Source organism: Chryseobacterium sp. FW101-FHT12H09 (assembly GCF_058790395.1).
Map to the genome: position 1 here is coordinate 453,033 of NZ_JBYTCP010000002.1, position 19,046 is coordinate 472,078.

Below are 19,046 nucleotides of genomic sequence, written 5' to 3' on the forward strand. Positions count from 1 at the left end.
CTGTGGGCCCTGAGGGATTCGAACCCCCGACCCTCTGGGTGTAAACCAGATGCTCTGAACCAACTGAGCTAAGAGCCCTGAATTTTTTTTAAAAGGCTTCAGTTACCTTTCTCTGTGGGCCCTGAGGGATTCGAACCCCCGACCCTCTGGGTGTAAACCAGATGCTCTGAACCAACTGAGCTAAGAGCCCCACTTACGATTTCTCGTTTTGAGTGGTGCAAATATACGACTTATTCTTTTACAGACAAATTTTTTTCTAAAAATTCTCCGACTACAAAGTTGCTTCCGCCAATAAAAATCATTTCATCATTTGTACATTCTTGTTTTGCAGATAAATACGCTTCCTGTACAGAATCAAAAATTTTGTAAATTATTTTTGCATTAATGAGCAAATCTTCATAATCTTTTGGATGGCGTCCCCTGTGGATAGCTGGTTTTGCAAAATAAAACTTAGAATTTTCAGGCAGCAAATTCATCACTTCATCTATTTTTTTATCATTTACAAAACCTAAAATAACATGTTTGTGGCGATCAATTGAATTGAGCTGGGAAAAAACCTGTTCTAATCCTGCTTGATTGTGAGCGGTATCACAAATCGTTAATGGAGTTTTGGAAAACTCAAACCAACGACCAATAAATCCGGTGTTCTGATGAACATTTAGTAATCCACTTTCAATATCCTGGTGTGAAATTTCAACATTTAACCTTGTTAATTCATCTGTTAAAGCTAAAACAACCCGGATATTCTTTTGTTGATAGTTTCCTTTTAAATCTGATTTTAAATCTGATTTTATGGAAGTAGCGTCAATAAAATTGGCATTTTCTTTTTTGGCTTTATCCCTAATAATATTTTTTACAGTCTCATTTTCATCTCCCGAAATGATTGTAATATTATTTTTAATAATGCCTGCTTTCTCATAGGCAATTTCCTCGATGGTATTACCTAATATGTTCTGATGGTCTAATTGTACATTCGTAATGGCAGAAACCATAGGTTTTATTATGTTTGTAGAGTCTAGTCTGCCTCCCAATCCTACTTCTATAATAGCAAAATCGACTTGCTGCTGATAAAAATACTCAAAAGCCATTATGGTTGTGAACTCAAAAAAAGAGGGTAGAATGTCCTCTGGAAGAGTTTTTAGTTTCTGAATGAAATTAAAAACAAATTCTTTATCACAATTTTCACCGTTCACTTTTATACGTTCTGTAAAATCAATAAGATGAGGTGAATTATACATTCCGACTTTGTATCCTGCTTCCTGGAGTATAGAGGCCAACATATTACTTGTTGAACCCTTTCCATTCGTTCCTCCAATATGAATACATTTTATTTTTTCCTGTGGGTTGTCAAAAAAAGCACAAAGCTTGGTTATATTATCCAATCCCGGCTTGTAAGCCTTCTCACCATCGATCTGATAGTTGGGTGCTTGCACGAAAAGCCAGTCTACGGCTTCTTGATATTCTTTGGTTGTCATGATGCAAAATTCTCAAAAGTTTTATTAAAATGAAACATTAATTTTTAAATGTGTAACTTTTTTATATTTACTACGTCTAATATGGTAAAATCTCTATATGAAAAAAGTTTGGATTATCGTTTTCGGATTAACTTGTCTGGGTATGAATGCTCAGAAGAAATGGTCCTTAAGAGAATGTGTGGATTATGCGGTAAAACATAATCTTCAGGTTATCCAAAATGAATATTCGAAACAAGTTCAGGATTCTAATCTTAAAATTGCTAAAAAAGGATATTTACCCTCTGTATCAGCGAGTGTGGGGAACACAGTAAGTTTTGGACAGGCCTCATTGGGAACAGGAAGTATCAGGAATGATAGGTTCAGTAATAATGCTAATCTCTCAGCAGATGTTTTAGTTTATAATAATGGACGACTAGAGAAAACAATTAGAAAATCACAATTTGATGTTGAGGCAAGTCAGTATGATATAGAAACAATAAAGAATGATATTTCTTTACAGATTGCACAACAGTATTTAACAACTTTACTGAACAAAGAAATTGTGAAAATTTCTCAAAGTGCTGTTGAGAATGCTCAAAAACAATATGAAAGAGCAAAAATAACTACCCTGGTAGGAACAACTGCTGAAACCGTTCTTGCTGAAGCACAATCAGCCGTAGCTAGAGAAAAGCAGAACCTTAAAACCGCAGAAATCAATACCGGAAGAAGTTTATTTGCCTTAGCTCAACTATTGCAGCTGCAGGAATACAAAGATTTTGATGTTGAAGATGTAGACGTTCCGGACGAGCTTACTCCACAATTGAAATCTGTAGATGAGGTTTTAACGACTGCTTATGACAATCAGCCGCAGATAAAAGCAGCGGAAAGTAGAATTAGATCTGCTGAAGCGCAAACAGAAGTGTCTAAAACAGCATTTTGGCCAACGGTAACAGCAAGTGCAGGAATCGGAAGTTTTTATAATAACTTACTTAATACAAATAATGTGGGTAATGCACTGGTTTACATTGAAGAGCCCAATTTTTTCCAACAATATAAAGACAACTTCGGGCAGCAGGCCGGATTGTCAGTGAGTATTCCAGTTTTTAATAAAGGAATAACAAAGTTACAAGTCGAGCAATCCAGGATCAATGAAAGTGTTGCCAAAAATACATTGGAACAACAGAAGCAAACGGTAAGACAAAATGTTCAGAAAGCACAATTTGACGTAGATGCTAATTATGAAGCATATATTGCTGCAGTTGAAGCAGCAAAAAGCACAAAGCTTTCAATGGATTTTGCAGATAAGAGTTATGCAGCAGGAAGAACCACTATCTTTGATTTAAATGTAGCCAGAAATAATTATGCGAATGCACAGGGTTCTGTGGCTCAAGCTAAATTTAATTATCTTTTCAGTCTTAAATTGTTGAATTTCTATGCAGGAATTCCACTAAGTTTGTAAAATGTCTATCCAATCATTAGAAAAATATTTACCACCGAATACACTTCAGTACTTGAAAATCTGGTTTTCAGATTATTATATTCATATAAAAATTACTCGAAATAGGAATTCCAAGCTGGGAGACTATAGAAAGCTCCCAGATCATTCCCATGAAATAACAATCAATTCTACATTGGTTCCCCAACTCTTTTTCTTCGTGCTTACTCATGAGTTAGCTCATCTTATTGCCTTTGAAAAATATGGAAGAAGAATTTCTCCTCATGGTAACGAATGGAAAGAGACTTTCAGACGGATGCTTCTGGAAAGTACTGAGGTATATGATGAAGCTTTGAGGCCAATTATCATGAAATTTTCAAAGTCTCCAAAGGCCAATTTTATGGCAAGTCCGGATTTGGTTAAATATTTCCATATTGAGAAACAAGATGATAAACTTCAATTTATTGAAGAATTAAAAGAAGGAGACTACTTTATGTACCGAAACGAGAAGTATTTTCTAGAAGGTCTGATTAAAAAAAACTATCTTTGTAAGAACCTGGCTACTGGAAGGAAGTATTCTTTCAAACCTTTGGCAAGGGTAGAAAAATGTAGTTAAACATGTCAAAATCAGATAAATACTGTGTAATTATGGCAGGTGGGATTGGTAGCAGATTCTGGCCTATGAGTACGCAGAAGTTTCCAAAACAATTTCAGGATATTTTAGGAGTAGGACGTACAATGATCCAACAGACTTACGACAGGATTAGTAAGATCATTCCTAATGAAAATATTTTTGTTATTACAAATAAGGAGTATATGAGTCTTTCTCATCAACAATTGCCTGAAATTCCTGAAAGTAATATCGTTGGAGAGCCCTTGATGAAAAACACGGCAGCATGTAATCTTTATATGGCAAATAAAATTGCTGAGATTGATCCTGATGCTACAATAGTTGTTTTGCCTGCAGATCATTTAATATTAAAAGAAAATGTTTTCCTTGAAAAAGTAGAACTTGCCTTTGACCTGGCTTCAAAAAATGATTATCTGGTTACGTTAGGAATCACGCCAACAAGGCCGGATACCGGTTATGGATATATTCAATTTGTTGATAAAAAAGAAGCTGAATGTTTTAAAGTTAAAACATTCACAGAAAAACCAATTTTAGAAATCGCTCAAAGTTTCTTAGAAAGTGGAGACTTTCTTTGGAATGCAGGAATCTTTATCTGGAATGTGAAAAGTATTCATAAGGCGTTCGAAACCTACCTTCCTGAAATGACTCAACATTTTATGGCTTGTGAATATAATGCTGAGAGTGAGGATAATTGTATTGAGCTTATTTATCCAAAAGTTCAAAAGATCTCTATAGATAATGGAATTTTGGAAAAAGCTAAAAATGTATATGTTATACCTTCAGATCTTGGATGGAGCGATTTAGGGACATGGACCTCTGTTTATGAAAATGCGGAAAAAGATGCTAATGAAAATACGGTAAAGCTTAAATATCTCCTTGCATATAACTCGAAAGGGAATATTGTTCGGATGAAGAGCAACAACAAGGCTGTCATTATAGATGGACTGGAAAACTACATTATCGTAGATACGGATAAAGCACTGCTTATTTGTCCGCGAGACAATGATCAGCTTATAAAAGATTATGTTCTTGACCTGAAGAACTTCAAAAAAGGAGAGAAGTTTATGTAGTAGTGCTTTACTTTTTATAACTTTCAAATTATGATAAAATTGGCATCTAAACTTGTTACATTCACTTTTATTCTTTTAGGAATTTTGACATATTCTCAGGAAAAAAAGAAATTTTCAAGTATCCCAAATGTTCTAAAAGAAATTGAACCCAATGGGAAAATTGATTTTTGGGTGTTAGTTTATAATACCTATGCAAAAGATCAGGAGATAAAAATCTCAGGGGCAAAAAAAGATTATACACCACAATTCTCGGGCTTTGATCTGTTTCCGGACGAAGATAGTTTTTATTATATAGCTTATTCTTCAGGAGGTAAAATAAGTTATATCACTGATCTTGAAAGCCTGAAAGGGTTTATTGGAAAAGTAGATAATGTTGAAGAAGCGGCGATTGCTGCGACTATAGATGGATACATGATAGATGAGGAATTTACGGATGTGGCAGGAAATTATTACGAAGACCGGAATAATTATTATTTAGATCTAGGAAAATTAACATCAAAGGAATGTCCATATCAAAAAACACATTATACATTAACGGTAAACAAAACTACCGGAGCCATAACTAATGTAAAGGATAATGGAACTTATATTGAACTTTATAATAAGAAGTGTGCCAACAACCCAAGGCTTTTAAAAATTGAAAAAAAGGAAGAACCAAAAAAAGATGAGCCTAAGAAATCAACCAAAAGAAAATAATTTCTACGAAACTGAAAGATTGATCATTCGTCCAATATCTTTGGATGATAGTGCTTTTATATTTGATCTTTATAACAGGCCAAAATTTATTAAATTTATTGGAGATCGCCAGCTAAAAACGATTTCTGATGCAGAAGACTATATTAAAAACAGATTTCTTCCTCAGCTTGAAAAGTTAGGATTTGGAAATTATTTGGTTGTAACGAAAGATGAGAATAAAAAAGTCGGTGCTGTAGGTATTTTTGAACGTGATGGGCTTGATATTCTGGATATTGGCTTCTCTCTGTTGGATGAATTTGAAGGAAAAGGTTATGCCTATGAAGCAGCAATGATGGTTAAATCAATTGGAATGGATGATTTCGGATTGAAGAAGATATCTGCTATTACTTCCAAAGATAATTTTTCTTCACAAAAGCTAATCGAGAAACTTGGATTGAAATTCCAAAAATATGTAACTCTTCCCAATGATGAGGAGGAATTAAGATATTACGAAACTGAGTAAACGAATAATAAATAACACGAATTCTTAAATTGAAAAAATTCGTGTTATTTACCTTTAATCTTATTTTTCCAAGATCTGTTCTGCAGCTGTTTTTGAAGTTACTTTTTCAATAACTCTTGTGCAAATTCCCTTTTCGTTAAAGATAAAAGTAGTTCTTACAATTCCCATATAAGTTTTGCCGAATGTCTTCTTCTCCTGCCAAACACCAAATTTTTCGATAATATCGCGGTTTTCATCAGCAACCAAATCATATGGAAAAGCAAATTTGCTGTGAAAGTTTTTTTGTTTTTTTACAGAGTCTCCACTTATCCCTAAAAGCTGAAACCCGGCTTTCTTTAGTTGAGAATAATTATCACTTAAATTACATGCTTCCACAGTACACGTTGGTGTATTGGCCTGCGGATAAAAGAATATAACTAATTTTTTTCCAATCAATTCCGATGAGATTATTTTTCCTCCGTCCTGATTGATTCCTTCAAAATCGGGTAATTTGTCTCCTACTTTCAACATAATGTTTATTTTTGTTCAAATTTAGTGGTTAAATGACAAAAAAACAAAGGGCAGAACTTGTTCAGTTTGAATTAGAAAAACTATATCCCGAAGTTCCTATTCCGTTAGCTCATACTGACGCTTACACATTGATGGTTGCTGTAGCGCTTTCTGCGCAGACAACAGATAAAAAGGTGAACGAGGTAACCCCGCAGCTTTTTAAAGTGGCAGGAACGCCAGAAAAGATGGCTAAACTGGAAGTTTCAGAGATTAAAGAACTCATCAAAGAAATAGGACTTTCAAATACAAAAGCTAAAAATCTAAAAAGAATGGCTGAACTTTTATTGGAAAGACATCATGGGGTAGTGCCCCAGACATATGAAGAACTTGAAGCTCTACCGGGAGTTGGTCATAAAACAGCCTCCGTAGTAATGAGTCAGGGGTTTGGATTTCCCGCGTTTCCTGTTGATACGCATATTCACAGATTAATGACCCAATGGAAACTCACCTCAGGAAAAAATGTGGTAGAAACGGAAAAAGACGCAAAAAACATATGGAAGGAAAGTGTTTGGAATAAGCTTCATCTCCAGATCATTTTCTATGGCAGAGAATATTCTCCTGCAAGAGGAAAAGGAGACAAAGATTTTATTACAAAGATGATGTTTGAGAAATAATTAGTGATCCAGCAACCTTCTGTGGTAATTAATTTGCCCCAGGTGATAGCTCAAATGCCCGATCAAATGAATCAGGAAATATTCAGTTGTCATTTTATATCCCAAAGCTTCAAGAGGATATTCGTTCTTTAGGTGAGAATCAGTTAATTTGTCAAGGGAAGAATTTACAACTTCAATTGTACTTTCTATTTGCTGAATTAATTCAGTTCGTGGAATATTTTTTAATGAAAATTCAAGTTCTCTGTTTCTTATATATCCGGAATGTCCAAGTATTGCACCCACAAAATGGCTAAGATTTCCAACCAAATGAAGACAGAGGTTTCCTGCAGAATTTGAAATATGCTTGTCTATTAACCAGATTGACTCTTCATTTTGGTACGCTTCAATTTCTGATTTTAATTTATTTAAATCTCTGGTATAAAGAGATTTTAGCGAATCTGTTATCATTTTATTATATTTAAGTAAATGTAAAAAAAGCCGCAAATATTAATTCGTGGCTTTTTTATTTTGTTGAAAATTACTTCTGCTTCTTTGCCCAAAGTTCCATTTTTCTATTCAGGACATCCAAAGGAAGACATCCCTGACTCAAAACTTCGTCATGGAAACTTGCCAGACTAAATTTACTGCCTAGTTGTTTCTGGTATTTATCACGAAGTTCACGAATTCTTAAAGAACCTATTTTATATCCTAAAGCCTGTCCCGGCATTGCCATGTATCTTTCCACTTCTGCAGTAGCTCCTGCTTCATCATAGGAAATATTGCTTAAGAAATATTTTATAGCTTCTTCTCTTGTCATTCTTCCTGTATGTAATCCAGTGTCCACGACCAATCGTACCGCTCTCAGCATCTGATCACTTAAGTAGCCCATTTTTTGATAAGGATCAGTGTATAATCCAAACTCAGGACCTAAAGTTTCACAGTAATGTGCCCAACCTTCTCCATAGGCTCCAAACCAACCAAATCTCATAAACTTTGGTAACTTCGTGTTTTCCTGCTGAAGGGAAACCTGATAATGGTGTCCCGGAATAGCTTCATGTAAGAATAGGGATTCCATTCCTGAAGTCACATTAAATTTTGAAGGATCGGGAAGAGGAACATAGAAAATGCCGGCTCTTTTTCCATCTGGAGTTCCCTGGATGTATTCTGCACTCGCACTTGCTTCCCTGAATTTCTCGGTTTGTCTGATTTCAAATTTTGTTTTTGGAGTTACACTAAACATGGTCTTTAGTTTCGGGGTAATTTTAGATAAAATCCCGTTAAAACCATCCAGAACTTCTTTTGAAGTTTTATAAGGCATTGCTTTAGGATCAGTTTTCACAAAATTGATAAATTCTTCCAGGCTTCCGGTAAATCCAACCTGTTGCTTCACTTTTTCCATTTCTGCACGAAGCATGGCTACCTGCTGAAGTCCAATTTTATTAATTTCTTCAGGCGATTTATTAGTTGTGGTCCAACTTTTTACATAATATTGGTAGATTTCATTTCCTCTTGGAAGACTGTTGTATCCATCAGTATCTCTTCCTTTAGGAAGGTATTCCGTTTCTAAAAACACGCCCATTTTGGTATAAGCAGGAATGATTTTTTTCAAAATAGCGTCTTTATAAAGAGCTGTAAATTTATCTTTTTGAGCTTTCGAAAAATCTTTTGGGAAATTTTTGATGGGTCCGTAGAAAATATTTTTGTCAAAATCAGGGGTAATAATTTCCTCCGCTTTCATCTGAGGAATCATTTTTACAATCAGTTTTTTAGGTAAAACGACTTTATTATTGATTCCTTCTTTAAAATTTTCTATTGCACTATCCATCCATAAGGGAAATTTATTCATCCTTTGTAGCCAATCTGCGTAATCTTTTTCTGTTTTAAATGGCTGGCTCCCTTCACCACTTCCAAATAAAGGGAAATTTAAAGGCAGGCCCGTAAACTGACTAAATGGAATGTATTCCGGATGGTAAGCATAAGCTTCAATTTTATCTTTCAATGTATAATCCAGAACATCGTAAACTACCTTGTCATCGTCTGAAAGACCATTGTAATCTACCTTGTCTAATTGATTTTGAATTGAATTGTAAAAAGCGATCTCTCCTGTGATAAAATCTTTATCGATATTAATCGGCAGTTGATCGTTATATCTCGGATCACCTTGTGAGGTAGCATCCAATGGATATAATTTTAGGTATTGTTCATAATAGTTTGAAGCAATAGAATCCAGGTTGGTGGGAGTCACTTTTGTTAAGGGTGAATCAGATTTTTTACAAGCTGTAAGGCTTACTACTAATCCTAAGCACAAAATACCTTTACATAAAACATTTTTCATTTCAGAATCTTTATAACAACAAAAGTAAGTAATATTAGGAGATCAGAAATGTCCTGATTGTCGATTTTAGAAAAATAATTTTGAAAATATTTTTCAAATTCAATCTATTTTTTATCTTTGCTTAAAACATTTAACAATCATATTATTACAGCTCTTTTTTAAGAAATAATGAAAGGGATTTTAAAAATTTACCATCCGGACGAGACATTAAAATACAATATAAGAAGCACTTATTGCAAGGCTATTTATAGTAACCAACAACACTTTCTTGAAGTTGAAGTCATAACGGATGATGGCTTGGATCACGTAGACGATGATTCTTTACAGTATAACTTTCCTCAACTTTCACTTGAAGTTTTCGATTTTCCGATTGAATCTGCGGAGATTGAAGGAAAAACGATTAACATCAATGATTCCGATGAAGACACCTTTACAGAGGTAGATTTGTTTGATGATGAAGATGCTTTTATCTACGATAATGAGCTTTCATTTGAGAAAAATGAAGCGGGAGAGCTAGAATTGATCTGGAAAGGGACCATTGATGATTTCTACACAGGATCAGATACTCCAATTGCTTTTAGACTTAAATGCGAATTTAAACAAGACCATATTGAGATAGACGAAGATTAAATTCATCTTCCTCAGTCTTACTATAATCAATTTCTTTTCAAAATTTTTTTTTGGAAAGAAATTTGCTGTTTATGTGGCAATGGAAAAAATTTAAGTTGTTTTTAAGCATTTTTTAAGACATCAATTAATAATATTCCATTACTTTTGTCGTTTAAAATCATTATAAAATATTCAAATTAATGCTGTTAACGGAACTTACCCAGATCTTATTTGCACAAATTGCGACACCCGCAGTTGCCACAGACAATTTAGAATTTTCATTTTGGAAAATAATGTTCCATGGAGGAGCTTTCGCTAAGATAGTGATGGCCATTGTGTTACTTCTTGGTGTATTTTCTGTTTATCTGTTTTTTGAACGTTTTTTCTTTATTAAAAGATTATCGTCGAAAACAGATTCCAACTTTATGAATAATATTGAAGACTTTATAAAAGAAGGAAAAATTGAATCTGCTGCTGATTACTGCAAAAGGCAGAATTCACCCGAAGGTAGAATTTTGGAAAAAGGAATTTCAAGATTAGGACGTCCTGTGTCAGATATTGTAAGTGCAATGGAATCGCAGGCTCAGGTTGAAGTAGCCAATATGGAGAAAAACCTAAATCTTTTAGCTGTAGTTCCGAGTATTGCTCCTATGTTAGGACTTTTAGGAACTGTTATCGGGATGATTATTGCTTTCTTTAATCTATCTCATGCAACAGGATCTTTCTCTCCAAAAACTCTTTCAGAAGGCATTTATACTGCGTTGGGACAAACGGCAGTTGGTTTAGCTGTAGCTATTCCTGCAAACTTTTTTTATAACATCCTTTTAACAAGGATTGATAAATTTGTACTGAAGACCCAGAATATGTCTGGAGAATTTTTAGATCTTATCAACAAACCTTTATAAATCTTTCTTATGAAACCGAAAGGTTCCATCTGACCATTTAAAAAAAAGTAAAAGTAAACAGATGAAAATTCAAAGAAGAAATAAAGCGAATCCGGAATTCAGTTTGGCAGCGATGACTGACGTTATTTTGCTGATGCTGATATTTTTTATGATCACTTCTTCAGCGGCCAACCAAAGTGCAATTGATGTTAAATTGCCAAAAACAACTTCCGTTGATGATAATATACCCAATCCACTGACTGTTAGTATAAAGCCTGATGGATCTTATTATGTAGATGATAAACCAGTGACTAAACAGCTGCTTGAACAAACTATTGTAAACAGTTTAGCCAATCAAAGCAATAAGTCGTTTACGATTCGTGCCGATGAAAATACATTACATAAAGATGTTGTTTTTGCAATGGAAATAGCTGAGAAATATAAATTCAACCTTGCGCTTGCAACAGTTAAAGATAAATAACCATTAGGTTGGTAAGTATTTAAAGAAATGAAAAGTTATATCGTAAACAAAAATGAGGAAACGAGAGATCGGATAAAAAGTGGAATACTTTCTATTCTGATATGGTCTGCAATTCTACTTTTTGTTTTTCTTTATAAATTAAAGCCCGAACAAGATAAAGAACCTGAAGTAATCACTACGATGTTGGTTAACTTTGGGGACAATCGAAATGGGAATGGGGTAGAAGAGCCGGCAGAGCAGGAAGGAAGTTTAGCCGCTAAAACAGAAGAAATCACTCCAGAACCTGTAGAAGCAGCGGTTCCGGAAACTAAAACAGTAGTAAAACCTGAGCCGGAGCCTGAGACGAAAAAATCAGAATCAAAGGAAAAAATTATTACAGGAAATAATAAAAAAGTTAGTGTTCCAAAAAAGGAAGAATCTAAATCGAATAAAAAAGAAACAACAAGCTCTTCTGCTTCCAAAAATACTAAAAAGGCCACTGCTACAACGGCTAATTCAAAAACAGGTAACGGAGATGGAAAAGGAAATGCAGCGATTGGAAATTTAATTAAAGGGAGAGGAACAAAAGCAGGAAGCCAAGGAACAGGAACAGGTATTGGAAACGCTGGAGATCCTTTAGGAGGAGATGGAAACGGAGACAGTAAAGTAGGAATTGACAGAAAATTAGTAGGATATATACCCGGAACAATGGGCAGGGGTGGAGCACAGCCTCAACATAGCTGTACGGCAAGTGGTTCTGTTACCGTTGCTTATACAGTAGACAAAGCAGGAAATGTAGTCTCCGCAAGACGGGCAGGAGGAATATCTGATCCGTGTGTCTCTTCAACATCGGTAGCATGGGTTAAAAAGTATGTGAAAGCTGAAAAAGCAAGTACCTCTTCAACAGGAACCTATAAAATTACATTCTAATATATAAAATAAAAAAAGCACTTTATTCAAGTGCTTTTTTTATTTCGTTGATTCTATTTATAATGGGAAGTGCAAAAATTCCACTTGTCTGAAGATATAATTCATAAAACGTTTTTGCTTTGACAAGGAAATCAGTATTGTTGCTTTGTTTTCCTGTAAAGTAAAAAAGATTTCCCAGCATTTCATAATAATCTTTATGATCTCTTTCCTGTCTTTCGTTGACAATTGCAATGATTTCTTCTTTGGATTTTGAAGATATTTCTACGAAGTCTATTTTAAAAATATCCTTCATTAAGGAATCAAAATCCAATTCTTTCTGCATTAAGCTTTCTTCCGGTTTATCTAAAATAAGTTTTTCGAGTGCTTGGGTTAACTGGCGGATGAGTCTTAATGTGAATTCTTTATCTGTTATCATATTCTGGTTTTTTGTTGCAAGTTGTTAGAAGGTTGTTTTTAGTTTTGTTATGCGAAAAATAAATAGGCTAACGCAATAGACGTGATAACACCTACCAGATCCGCCAAAAGCATGGCAATTACAGCATATCTTGTGTTTTTAACGGCTACGGCTCCAAAATAAACTGCAATCACGTAAAATGTAGTGTCTGAGCTTCCCTGAAGAACAGCGGCTAATTTTCCCTGGAAGCTGTCCGCTCCGAAAGTAGACATGGTGTCAACCATCATTCCGCGAGCTCCGGAACCAGAGAGAGGCTTAATTAAAGCAGTTGGCAGTCCGTCGACAAATCTTGCATCTAAATTCGCTGCATTAGCAACCCATTTCATTCCGTCTATAATCACATCAAAAACGCCGGAAGTTCTTAGGAGTGATATCGCAATCAACATTCCGACTAAATAAGGGATGATTTTCACACAGGTGGTAAAGCCTTCTTTTGCGCCGTCTATAAAAGCATCAAATACATTGATCTTTTTGTAGACTGCTCCAAGAACAATAGCCAAAAAGATAAAGAGAATCAATCCGTTACTAAGGATTTTACTGAATGTATCTAATTCATCTTTGCTTAATTGGACAAGATATAAAACCAAAAGTCCGATAATAGCAGAAATTCCTCCTACATAGGCAATTACAACCGGACGTAGTAAATTGATCTTCTGATATAATGAAACAATGATCATTGCTGCCAATGTTGCTGTAAAAGTAGCAATCATACAGGGAAGAAAGATATCAGTCGGTGTTTTTGATCCCATCGAAGCTCTGATGGCAATAATAGAAACCGGAATCAGCGTCATTCCACCTGCGTGGAGACAAAGAAACATGATCTGAGAATTGCTTGCCGTATCTTTATTGGGATTTAAGGTCTGTAAACTTTCCATTGCTTTTAAACCAAATGGCGTAGCAGCATTATCAAGACCTAAAAGGTTAGCACTAAAATTCATTAGCATATGCCCAAATGCTGGGTGATTCTTGGGAATATCAGGAAATAATTTCGAAAAAAATGGTTGAATCAACCTACTTAACAAATTAATTCCACCTGCCTTTTCTGCAATACTCATAAAACCCATAAACAGGGTCATGATGCCGATCAGTCCAATGCATATTTTCACAGCTGTTTCTGCAGTGCCAATGACTCCATCTGCCTCCTGAACACGGTAAACTTTTACATTTTGTTTTAATGAATCTGCTTTATAATGAATTCTGTTATCTGCGAAATCAGATTTCTTCATCAGGCTATCTCCGATGATTGGGGAGAGCGTGTTCATCTTTTGTGTTGCAATCTGTACAGTATCTCCTCCTTTTCCAACTACCATATCGTTGAAAATAGTATTATAATGACCTGAAGAAATATATTTTATACTTGCAATAGCAATAGCTATAATAATGAAAGCGGACCAAATTCTGCTGAGAACCATTTGATTGAATTAAAATTTAAGAAAAGATAATAAATTATATGTAAAACTATTTAAACTTTTGCTTTTTTGAAATACTAAGATTCAATAAGTTATTAGGAGATCAAAATGATTCATCTAAACTTAAGTTCTTAAAAGCCTGTAATAGGTTGATAAAACTATTTTTCATCAAGATAGACCAAATATCCCTCAAAATCATCATCGAGATTTTTAAGAACTTTGGCATCATTCATCTTTTCAATCAGAGCATCTATAAAGAAACTTTTTTCAAAAAACTGACGGTGGATACCAGGGAGAATTTCCATAAAATAATCCATTCCGATTTTATTATTATGAAGATCCATTTTTGTTTCTAATGGTTTGTTGGGAAACAATTCTTCGTGTAAATCTGTTATTCTTTTACAAAAGTCGAGTGCTTTTTGAGGTGAGGAAATTTTAGAACAATACATGATAATAAAACAGCACCACAAGGCATGTCTGAATGCATTTCCTATTCCATTATTGGAAGCTGTATCGGGAAACCGTTTTTGAGCAATAGTAAAAGCTTTGACGGTAGCATGAAAACTTAATATAGAAAACAAAGGATGTGGTAAGACAAGTGATAAAAGACGAAGAATCTTTTTAAAACTCATTGTCCGAATCGTACTGAAAAATATCTTAAAAGTTCTCATAAATAAAAATCTCTCCCTAATTAGAGAGAGATTATATTGTTTTTGTTACAAATTTTAAGCATGTACTGCTAATAAATTTACTGTTTTAGCAACAACATCTTTAATCTCGGTTCTTTTTACGATAAAGTCCACAAAACCTTTTTCCTGAAGGAATTCTGAGGTTTGGAAGCCTTCTGGTAAATCTCTACCAATCGTTTCACGGATAACTCTTGGTCCCGCAAAACCGATTAAAGCTTTAGGTTCAGCCATAATAATATCGGCTGTCATTGCAAAAGAAGCCGTAATACCTCCAAAAGTAGGATCACATAAATAAGCAATATATAAAAGACCTGCTTCTGAAAGTTGAGCTAATTTAGCCTGTACTTTTGCCAGTTGCATTAGAGAATAAGTTGCCTCCTGCATTCTAGCACCTCCAGACTGACAAATGATCATATAAGGAAGTTTATGAGCAATACAGTAATCTACAGCTCTCCTGATTTTTTCACCCATTACAGAACCTAATGATCCCCCAATAAAAGCAAAGTCCATACAAGAAACTACCATTTGAGTTCCATTTACAGTTCCTACTGCATTTCTGATAGAATCCGTAAGTTTTGTTTTTGCTCTTACTTCTTTTAAACGGTCTACGTAAGGCTTTGTATCTTTAAAGTTTAGGATGTCTATACTTTCAACATTAGCATCTAGTTCAGTGAATTTACCTTCATCAAAAAGGATATCAAAAAATTCTGCACTTCCTATTCTTACATGAAACCCATCTTCAGGAGAAACGTAATTATTTTTCTTAAGCTCCTCGTGTTCTACTACTTTTCCTGATGGAGTTTGGTGCCAAAGCCCCTTAGGAACATCCTTTTTTTCATCAGTAGAAGTGGTAATGTTTTTAGCTTTTCTTTTAAACCAGTCGAATGCCATTTATAAAATTTTAGATTTAGACTTTGGATTAGTTAGATTTTAAAAAAGTTATTTAAAATCTAAAATCCAAAATTTATAATTTATTTAAGCGTATTTACGTTATTTAAATCTTCAAAAGCTTTAACCAATCTTGTAGAGAAAGTTTCCTCACCTTTTCTTACCCAAACTCTTGGATCATAGAATTTCTTGTTAGGCTTTTCCTCTCCCTCAGGGTTTCCGATTTGAGATCTTAAATATTCAATATTGTTTACCATATAATCTCTTACGCCTTCTGTATAAGCGAATTGAAGATCTGTGTCGATATTCATTTTGATAACACCATAATCAATAGCTTCTCTGATCTCTTCTAAAGTAGAACCAGAACCTCCATGGAATACAAAGTTTACAGGTTTATCAGCTGTTCCGAATTTCTCCTGAACAAATTTCTGAGAATTATCTAATATTTTTGGTGTAAGAACCACATTTCCTGGTTTATATACTCCATGTACGTTCCCAAAAGCAGCAGCGATAGTAAAGTTGTCAGAAACAGCTTTTAATTTTTCATATGTATAAGCTACATCTTCTGGTTGAGTATATAATTTAGAGTTGTCTACATCAGAATTGTCAACACCATCTTCTTCTCCTCCTGTTACACCAATCTCAACCTCTAAAGTCATTTTCATTTTAGCCATTCTTTCGAAATATCTGGCAGAAACTTCAATGTTTTCTTCTAAAGGCTCCTCAGAAAGATCCAACATGTGAGATGAATAAAGAGATTTTCCTGTTAATTTAAAGAATTCCTCATTAGCATCCATTATACCATCAATCCATGGCAATAATTTTTTTGCACAGTGGTCTGTATGTAAAATTACAGTAGCTCCGTAAGCTTCAGCTAAAGTATGAATATGTTTTGCTCCGGCAATTGCTCCTAATACAGCAGCTTTTTGTCCGTCGTTGCTTAATCCTTTTCCTGCATTGAAAGCAGCTCCACCATTTGAAAACTGAATAATAACAGGAGAATTTAATTTTGCTGCAGTCTCCATAACAGCGTTTACATTGCTAGAACCGATAACGTTTACAGCTGGTAACGCAAATTTATTTTCTTTAGCATACTGAAAAATATCAGTAACTAATTGACCTGTGGCAACTCCTGCCGGAAAAATTCTGCTCATGTTTTACTTTTTAAAAATATTATTAGGTGTTTGTAAAGTTGTTGTAAAGGTAAGAAATTTTGCTTAATTGCTAATTTCTTTTATCCCGTCCCCAGAGTAGTTTTTGGCGGATGGTTTCGTAGAAACTTAAGTTGTTAGGTTGAACCAAAAGGATCTGAAAATCAGCCTTTTTGATGACGATTTCTTTATCTGTTTCTATATGTATCAATCTTGAATCCAAAGAAAGAGAGTATTGGGATACCCGGCTTTCTACTTTAAATTTTATTTCTACCCGATCATTAACCACCAAAGGTCTCACATTCAAATTGTGAGGAGCAATAGGAGTAATGACAAAGTTTTCGTTATTGGGAGAGATAATTGGTCCGCCACAACTTAAAGAATAAGCAGTAGAACCAGTAGGTGTAGATACAATAACCCCGTCTCCCCAGAATACATTTAGAAATTCATCATTTATAAAAGAATCTACAGTAATCATTGATGTGGTTTCCTTTCTTGAAACAGTGACATCATTCAAAGCATATGGGAAAAATTCATCTGATCTTGGTGAAACTACTTCAATTACAGAACGGCGACTGGTTTTTACATCTCCTTTTAAGATGGCATCCAGTTCCTTGAAAGCTTCTTCTTTAGTAAAACTTGCTAAAAAACCCAGCCTTCCTGTATTTACCCCAACAATAGGGATTTCAAGGTCTTCAATAAAAGTAAGTGAATTTACAATAGTTCCATCACCTCCAAAAGTGAAGAAAAGGTCTACTTCTTTATCTATAAGATCCTGCTTATTGTTAAATGTTTCGAAAATTTTTGAAAACTGAAGAGCTTCAGCCATTTCATCATACAAAACAGATTTTACACCTCTGCCTTCAAGTTCTGAAACAAATTTGCTTAAATATAAAAAAGTATCGAGATCTTTTTTTTGAGAATATATAGCTGCCTTCATGTTATATTTCTATAAATTTTTGGAAAAAACCAAATCGGTCTTTAAAAAGATCGGTCTTTTCATCAGAATAGAATTTTTCAACAATTCTGTAATCATATCGATCAAAAGTTGCATCAATAGACGCCAGATTTTCATTGCTGATCTTAATGGTAACACGAACAACCTCTTCAGACATAAAACTGATAAAACCACCATAAAACTTTGAATTGTTGCTTTCCACAATATTGGCAATTTCAGTCATCGAATATTTTCTCGCCGGAGCTTCTACCGTGAGAATGGCCCCAGATTCTGAAAATAAAGGATAGCGTGACATATCTTGAAAAACATCTTCACAGGTGATATATCCCAAATATTTTTCTGTCTTACTGATTACAGGGATCACATTGGAATTGAACGTGTAAAACAAACGGATACTGTCCATGATATTGTTATCTTCAAGAATAGCAAATCGCTCAACCTGATGCTCAAGATCTTTTAACGTTCCTTCTGTCTCATGAAGAAAGTCTTTAGCAATAGCCCCATAAAAGTGATGGGATTTTTTAATGAAAATATGGGTATATCCAAAATCTTCTAATGTACTTCTTGCTGATTCTATTGAGTCAGTCAGGCTAAAACACGGGAAATCCTTTGAGATATAGTCCTTGATAAACATTGTGCTAATTTATAAAAAATTAAACGAAACTGTTTTGTAATATTCGGTTTTTTTTTCGGAAAAATAAAAAATGCGAACCAAAAATTTGTTTGTAAATAAAAAAAAATTATCTTTGTCGCCTTTCATTTTTACTTTTTATTAGATTTATTTCAAACTGCACTGTCTTTTAGACATATGCAGTTTTTTATTTTAAAGCCTTTGTGAACTCCCACATTACGATACCTCCACACACACTTACATTTAAAGAATGTTTAGTTCCTAACTGAGGAATTTCCAAGAATACATCAATGTTTTCCAAAGCTTCATCACTTATACCATCCACTTCATTACCGAGGATTAAAGCATATTTCTTTGATTTATCGATTGTAAAATCAGTGATCATCGTACTGTTGCTGGTTTGTTCGATACCAATAATTTCAAATCCCTGACTTTTTAAATCCTGAATCGTTATATTAATATCTTTTTCATAACCCCAATCCACACTTTCTGTAGCCCCCAATGCCGCTTTATGAATTTCGCGATGAGGAGGTTGCGGGGTAATTCCGCAAAGAATTATTTTTTCAATTAAAAATGCATCAGCCGTTCTGAACGTGGCTCCCACATTATGCATACTTCTTATATTATCCAAAATGACGATCAAAGGAATCTTCTCAACTTTCTTAAATGTTTCTACATCTATTCTGTTGAGTTCTTCCAGTTTTAATTTATGTACCAA

General features: G+C 34.4%; 22 protein-coding genes and 2 tRNA genes. 10 read left to right on the forward strand and 14 right to left on the reverse strand.

The genetic code is table 11. From position 1 onward, the window contains the following. Positions 1-3: 3 nt before the first annotated feature. From AC3WRL_RS07790 to AC3WRL_RS07800, 3 genes are all read right to left on the reverse strand, one after another. Positions 4-78 (reverse strand) — tRNA-Val (locus AC3WRL_RS07790). 37 nt (positions 79-115) lie between these two features. Then, positions 116-190 (reverse strand) — tRNA-Val (locus AC3WRL_RS07795). Positions 191-230: 40 nt separating this feature from the next. Continuing rightward, a complete protein-coding gene (locus AC3WRL_RS07800; protein ID WP_492330058.1) occupies positions 231-1,475 on the reverse strand; it encodes a bifunctional folylpolyglutamate synthase/dihydrofolate synthase in 1,245 nt (414 codons plus the stop codon). Between the two features lie 97 nt (positions 1,476-1,572). Between AC3WRL_RS07800 and AC3WRL_RS07805 the strand changes: the two genes are divergently transcribed. Genes AC3WRL_RS07805 through AC3WRL_RS07825 form a run of 5 tightly spaced genes read left to right on the forward strand, consistent with a single transcriptional unit; the run spans position 1,573 to position 5,788 of the window. Continuing rightward, positions 1,573-2,913 (forward strand): TolC family protein, encoded by a 1,341-nt coding sequence (locus tag AC3WRL_RS07805; protein ID WP_214830081.1) that lies wholly within the window; start codon positions 1,573-1,575, stop codon positions 2,911-2,913. Position 2,914: 1 nt separating this feature from the next. Then, entirely contained in the window at positions 2,915-3,505 is a 591-nt protein-coding gene (locus AC3WRL_RS07810) for a SprT-like domain-containing protein (RefSeq protein WP_214830084.1), read from the forward strand. Between the two features lie 2 nt (positions 3,506-3,507). Then, positions 3,508-4,590, forward strand: coding sequence for a mannose-1-phosphate guanylyltransferase (locus AC3WRL_RS07815; protein WP_261510592.1), 1,083 nt, complete (start codon positions 3,508-3,510; stop codon positions 4,588-4,590). A gap of 30 nt (positions 4,591-4,620) precedes the next feature. Beyond that, entirely contained in the window at positions 4,621-5,286 is a 666-nt protein-coding gene (locus AC3WRL_RS07820; protein WP_214830087.1) for a hypothetical protein, read from the forward strand. Further along, positions 5,255-5,788, forward strand: a complete 534-nt coding sequence (locus AC3WRL_RS07825; RefSeq protein WP_492330059.1) for a GNAT family N-acetyltransferase — start codon at positions 5,255-5,257, stop codon at positions 5,786-5,788. Before AC3WRL_RS07820 ends, AC3WRL_RS07825 begins: the two co-directional genes overlap by 32 nt. 60 nt (positions 5,789-5,848) lie before the next feature. Here the strand turns inward: AC3WRL_RS07825 and bcp are convergent, their stop codons facing one another. Next, complete coding sequence (gene bcp / locus AC3WRL_RS07830; protein WP_214830092.1) at positions 5,849-6,298, reverse strand: thioredoxin-dependent thiol peroxidase; 450 nt, start codon at positions 6,296-6,298, stop codon at positions 5,849-5,851. 32 nt (positions 6,299-6,330) lie between these two features. Between bcp and AC3WRL_RS07835 the strand changes: the two genes are divergently transcribed. Next, complete coding sequence (locus AC3WRL_RS07835; RefSeq protein ID WP_492330060.1) at positions 6,331-6,951, forward strand: endonuclease III domain-containing protein; 621 nt, start codon at positions 6,331-6,333, stop codon at positions 6,949-6,951. On the opposite strand, the gene AC3WRL_RS07840 is transcribed toward AC3WRL_RS07835, so the two are convergent. Next, positions 6,952-7,398, reverse strand: coding sequence for a DinB family protein (locus tag AC3WRL_RS07840; RefSeq protein ID WP_261510597.1), 447 nt, complete (start codon positions 7,396-7,398; stop codon positions 6,952-6,954). It lies immediately after the preceding gene. A 70-nt stretch (positions 7,399-7,468) separates the two neighbouring features. Continuing rightward, positions 7,469-9,265 (reverse strand): DUF885 domain-containing protein, encoded by a 1,797-nt coding sequence (locus AC3WRL_RS07845; protein ID WP_261510598.1) that lies wholly within the window; start codon positions 9,263-9,265, stop codon positions 7,469-7,471. A gap of 168 nt (positions 9,266-9,433) precedes the next feature. Between AC3WRL_RS07845 and AC3WRL_RS07850 the strand changes: the two genes are divergently transcribed. From AC3WRL_RS07850 to AC3WRL_RS07865, 4 genes are all read left to right on the forward strand, one after another. After that, positions 9,434-9,895 carry a hypothetical protein gene (locus AC3WRL_RS07850; RefSeq protein WP_214830107.1) on the forward strand — a complete coding sequence of 154 codons (462 nt, stop codon included), beginning with the start codon at positions 9,434-9,436 and terminating at the stop codon, positions 9,893-9,895. 179 nt (positions 9,896-10,074) lie between these two features. Continuing rightward, positions 10,075-10,779, forward strand: coding sequence for a MotA/TolQ/ExbB proton channel family protein (locus tag AC3WRL_RS07855; RefSeq protein ID WP_214830110.1), 705 nt, complete (start codon positions 10,075-10,077; stop codon positions 10,777-10,779). A 61-nt stretch (positions 10,780-10,840) separates the two neighbouring features. Then, on the forward strand, positions 10,841-11,239 hold the full coding sequence (locus AC3WRL_RS07860) for an ExbD/TolR family protein (RefSeq protein WP_214830111.1): 399 nt from the start codon (positions 10,841-10,843) through the stop codon (positions 11,237-11,239). Positions 11,240-11,266: 27 nt separating this feature from the next. After that, complete coding sequence (locus AC3WRL_RS07865) at positions 11,267-12,148, forward strand: ferric siderophore ABC transporter substrate-binding protein (RefSeq protein ID WP_492330061.1); 882 nt, start codon at positions 11,267-11,269, stop codon at positions 12,146-12,148. Between the two features lie 22 nt (positions 12,149-12,170). On the opposite strand, the gene AC3WRL_RS07870 is transcribed toward AC3WRL_RS07865, so the two are convergent. The 8 genes from AC3WRL_RS07870 to AC3WRL_RS07905 all read right to left on the reverse strand — a co-directional run bounded on the left by AC3WRL_RS07870 (position 12,171) and on the right by AC3WRL_RS07905 (position 19,046). After that, positions 12,171-12,563, reverse strand: a complete 393-nt coding sequence (locus AC3WRL_RS07870) for a hypothetical protein (RefSeq protein WP_214830122.1) — start codon at positions 12,561-12,563, stop codon at positions 12,171-12,173. Positions 12,564-12,610: 47 nt separating this feature from the next. After that, positions 12,611-14,014, reverse strand: a complete 1,404-nt coding sequence (locus AC3WRL_RS07875; RefSeq protein ID WP_214830124.1) for a nucleoside recognition domain-containing protein — start codon at positions 14,012-14,014, stop codon at positions 12,611-12,613. Positions 14,015-14,169: 155 nt separating this feature from the next. Beyond that, positions 14,170-14,682 carry a DUF6973 domain-containing protein gene (locus tag AC3WRL_RS07880; protein WP_214830126.1) on the reverse strand — a complete coding sequence of 171 codons (513 nt, stop codon included), beginning with the start codon at positions 14,680-14,682 and terminating at the stop codon, positions 14,170-14,172. 54 nt (positions 14,683-14,736) lie between these two features. After that, positions 14,737-15,591, reverse strand: a complete 855-nt coding sequence (accD, locus tag AC3WRL_RS07885; RefSeq protein WP_214830129.1) for an acetyl-CoA carboxylase, carboxyltransferase subunit beta — start codon at positions 15,589-15,591, stop codon at positions 14,737-14,739. Positions 15,592-15,671: 80 nt separating this feature from the next. Beyond that, on the reverse strand, positions 15,672-16,742 hold the full coding sequence (fbaA, locus tag AC3WRL_RS07890; RefSeq protein WP_214830131.1) for a class II fructose-bisphosphate aldolase: 1,071 nt from the start codon (positions 16,740-16,742) through the stop codon (positions 15,672-15,674). Between the two features lie 70 nt (positions 16,743-16,812). After that, the gene (locus AC3WRL_RS07895) at positions 16,813-17,679 is read right to left on the reverse strand and encodes an NAD kinase (protein ID WP_214830134.1); all 867 of its coding nucleotides are present in this window, start codon (positions 17,677-17,679) and stop codon (positions 16,813-16,815) included. Position 17,680: 1 nt separating this feature from the next. Beyond that, positions 17,681-18,331 carry a CBS domain-containing protein gene (locus AC3WRL_RS07900; protein WP_214830136.1) on the reverse strand — a complete coding sequence of 217 codons (651 nt, stop codon included), beginning with the start codon at positions 18,329-18,331 and terminating at the stop codon, positions 17,681-17,683. Between the two features lie 184 nt (positions 18,332-18,515). Beyond that, entirely contained in the window at positions 18,516-19,046 is a 531-nt protein-coding gene (locus AC3WRL_RS07905; RefSeq protein WP_214830138.1) for an RNA methyltransferase, read from the reverse strand.